General features: G+C 72.6%; 1 protein-coding gene and 1 pseudogene. Both read right to left on the bottom strand.

What is annotated here, in order from left to right; all coding sequences use genetic code 11:
• Positions 1 to 1,922: pseudogene (locus NA10_RS34965) on the bottom strand (hypothetical protein); the annotation flags it as partial.
• Positions 1,923 to 1,928: 6 nt separating this feature from the next.
• A complete protein-coding gene (locus NA10_RS34960; protein WP_067574984.1) occupies positions 1,929 to 3,419 on the bottom strand; it encodes an SCO6880 family protein in 1,491 nt (496 codons plus the stop codon).
• Positions 3,420 to 3,542 lie beyond the last annotated feature (123 nt).

Here is a 3,542-nt window from a genome sequence, read left to right as displayed (position 1 = left end):
CCCGGAGCCGTGGGCGCACCCGCGGTCCGCCCACCCAGATGCACCCGATCCGGATCGGTGGGCCGCTTACGCCCCTCCCCCGAACCCCGCTGCCCCCCACGCCCATTCCCCCGCTCGGCCTCATACTCGGCCCCGCGCGTCCCCTGACCGTGCGCCCGCTCGCCGTCATGCTCCGCACCGCGCGCCCCACGACCGGTCACCCGCTCGGCCTCGTGCTCCGCACCCCGGGTCCCACGATCGCCGTCATGCTCCGCACCCCGGGACCCACCACCGTGCGCCCGCTCGGCCTCGTGCTCCGCACCCCGCGACCCACGACCGGCCACCCGCTCGCCGTCATGCTCCGCACCCCGCGACCCACGACCGGTCACCCGCTCGCCGTCATGCTCCGCACGCCGGGTCCCTCGACCTTCGCCGTGGACCGCGTCCCGGCCCTCCGCGCGCGCGCCCTCGCGCCGCGTCGCGTCCCGGCCTTCACCGGCGACGGGTGGACGACGGCGTTCACGGTTCGCCGGATCGCTGCCGCGCGTGCGATTCTCACCGTCCTTGGGGTGGTGCGCTTCCCGCTCACCGTGGCGCTCCCGGGCACCCGGTTCGCTCACACGCGCGACCTCATGACCGGTCCGTTCGTCGCGACGCGCGCGCCGTTCGGCGACCGTCCCGGCCGGTTCGGGTCCGTGATCACCTTCGCGGGCAACGCCTTCCGGCCCCACCGGGGCGCCACCGATTACGACGTCCGCACCGCTCGGCCGATCTCCGTCCATACGCTCCCCCTCGACCCGTTCCGAACCGCGTGGGCGGATGCCCGCGGCGGCGCGGGGCGCGTGTGCGCGCTCCGACTGTTCCGAGCCATCGAGAAGTTCCGGAGAGATCGCCGAATCCCCGGCGCGCGCACCACGTTGCGACCGGTGGACCGAATCGCCACCGGCGTCGGACCGATCAGCGCCGGACCGGACCGGTGCGGGTGCTGCGCCCCGGGGCCCATATACCCTCGACTCCGCCGTACGCGAATCACCCTGCGCCCGGCCGAGTTCGGTCCCGCTCGCACCCGGCGTCCGCTCCGGCGCGCGCGATTCGCCGCCGCGCGGCGCTACCGGTCCGACCGGTTCCGGTTCGAGGGTCGGCAGTTTGGCGGCCGCGCGCTGGGCACCCGGGCGACCGGTCTCGCCATACCGCTCCCGTTCCGCGGCAATCGATTCCGTCGCGCGGCCGGAAGTCTCCGGAATACGATCCGCGGTCCGGCGTTCACGATCCGTCGCCCGGGGAGCGGTCTCGGAAACCCGATCCGCCGTCGGGCGTTCGTGATTCGTCGCGCGAGCGGAGGTCTCCGGTGCTCGATCCGCGCCGGAGCGTTCGCGGCTCGCCGCAGGCGTGCCGGTCTCCGGACCGTGATTCGCTTCGGAGCGTTCGCGATTCGCCGCAGGTGCGGTCTCCGGCGGGTGGCTCGGATCCGCGGTGGGGCGGTCGCGGGGCGGTGCGGGGGTGGAGGTGTCCGAGATCCAGTCGGCGCTGGAGCGGAGGGCGTCGGTGGAGCGTTCCCGGTCGGCTATGTCGTCCGGGGACAGGTGGCTTGTGGACTCCGAGGTTCGCGCGGCCGCCGGACCGGGCTGCCGCTGCGCTGCGGGCAGGGTCTGGTCCGAGGCAGACTCCCGGCGTGAAACCGGCTCCGGGTCCGGGGATTCCGGGTCGGGGCCGATTTGCCGGGGGGCCTCGGGGACCGGGTCGCGGCGCAGCAGGCGGCGGTCGGGGAGGGTGCCGCGGCGGGGGCGGTGTTCGTCGCGGGCGACGCGGGAGACCGGGACGACCGGCTCGGGCTCACCGAGGGCGAGTTCGGGCTGTTCCGGTTCGGGCGCGTCGCGGCGCGCGGAACGGCGGGCGGGAACGGCGTCGCGTTCCCGCACCGGTGGTTCGAAGTCACGTGCCATGAACGGTCACCCCGCAAGTGCTTTCGGAATCGTCGCGTGTTCCGGCAGGATCACCCCGCAGCCGAGCGAGGCTGCGAAGGCCGCCGCCTGGTAGCGGTAGCAGCGCCGGATCTTCAACCGCGACTGTGTGGACAGATCGCGGGTGATGGCTTCGATGCGCGGCAGATCGCCGCGCAGGGGTTCGGTAATGGTCACCAGCGCCCCGAAGCGGGTCACACCGTGACCCCTGGCCTGTTCCTCCCGCGCCTGCTGGGTCGCGCCGACGCGAATCGAGGCCGCCGCCGAGACGACACCGCGCTCGCTCTGCTGCGCCACCAGGGCATTCTTGAAATCGTCGTCCACGATCTGCGCGGCGTCACCGGCCGAGTGCGGGCGGTACACGATGGTCACGCGCTTGCGCGGCACCTCGGGATTCGGTGCCAGCAGCCGCTGCAACACCCGCTCGTCCACCGCACCCTCGGGCGCGGTGTCCATCTCCCAGGTGACCGAGCGCCCGCCATCGTGGATGAAGTGATCCCACCGCTCCTCGTGCGAAACCGGCCCGGCGTCAGCCCAATCCAGGCCGTGCCCGTCGGGCTCGCCCGCCGCCACCTCGAGATCGGCCTGCGACGCCGGATCGTAACTGCGGCGGATGAAGGAGATGACATCGTCGGCGGACATGGGCTGGGCGCGCACGCCCGCCTCGGCCAGCGCCGCGCAGATACCGGGCAGCCGGCGGCCGATCTCGACCGCCTCCTCCGCCGGATTCTTACGCCGCTCGGCGGTGGTCGCCTTGAAGGTGATGGCCACACGCGGCAGCAGCTGCACCCGCTCCTGCGGCAGTTCGGTGGCCAGCTCGTACATGACCTGCTGCGCCAGATCCGGCGCTTCGGGCCGGGTGATGGCGGAAACCTCGGTGAGCAAACGGTTTCCGGTCTCGGGCACGGTGTCGATCACCGGCACCACGGCCACGATGTCCGAGGTCTGGCCGAGCGAGGCCAGGAAGGTGCCCCATGCGGACACCCAGCGATCGATGACCGGCTGATCGACGGCCTCGTGCCCCTGCGGCCAGGCACGCAATACGACCGTGTACTGGCCGAATTGGGGTAGGTGGATCATGCCGAAGCTGTAACCGCCCGCATCGATGCCCTCGTAGAGCCGCGAGGGGGCCATCAGCCCGGGCAGTCGTGTGACACCGCCCGGAATCCGGGAGAACCGGCCGCCGCGGTAGACGTGCTCGCCTTTACCGCGGCCGCGCAACCAATGGAACATCATCAATCCGTTCTCGTAGCCGGAGCGGCCCCCCGTCCGCCACACCAGTGGAACCATCACGATCAGACCGAACCCGGCGACGACCAGCGCGGGCATCGGGCCGAAGATCATCGCCGTGAGCAGGCCGGTGATCACGACGGCGAAACCGACCACGGTCTCACCCCAGCGCAGACCGAAAAGTCCTGCGCTGCGCGGCTTCTGCCACAGGCCGTAGGCCCGGCGCTCGTAGGTGTCGGTCATCGTCATCGCGGAATGGTGCTCCTGCCGAGGTCGGGTGAACGGTTGGCCCAGCGGTCACCGGCGAGGTCGCCCGCGGCGGCATCGGCCCGGTTCAGGCTGGCGCTGGCCGCCCGCACCTGGGCGACCCGG

It is taken from the genome of Nocardia acidivorans NBRC 108247 (genome assembly GCF_001625085.1).
GTDB classification, from domain to species: domain Bacteria; phylum Actinomycetota; class Actinomycetes; order Mycobacteriales; family Mycobacteriaceae; genus Nocardia; species Nocardia acidivorans.
The sequence above is the reverse complement of the archived record's forward strand: the minus strand, read 5'-3'. Positions and strand labels throughout refer to the sequence as shown.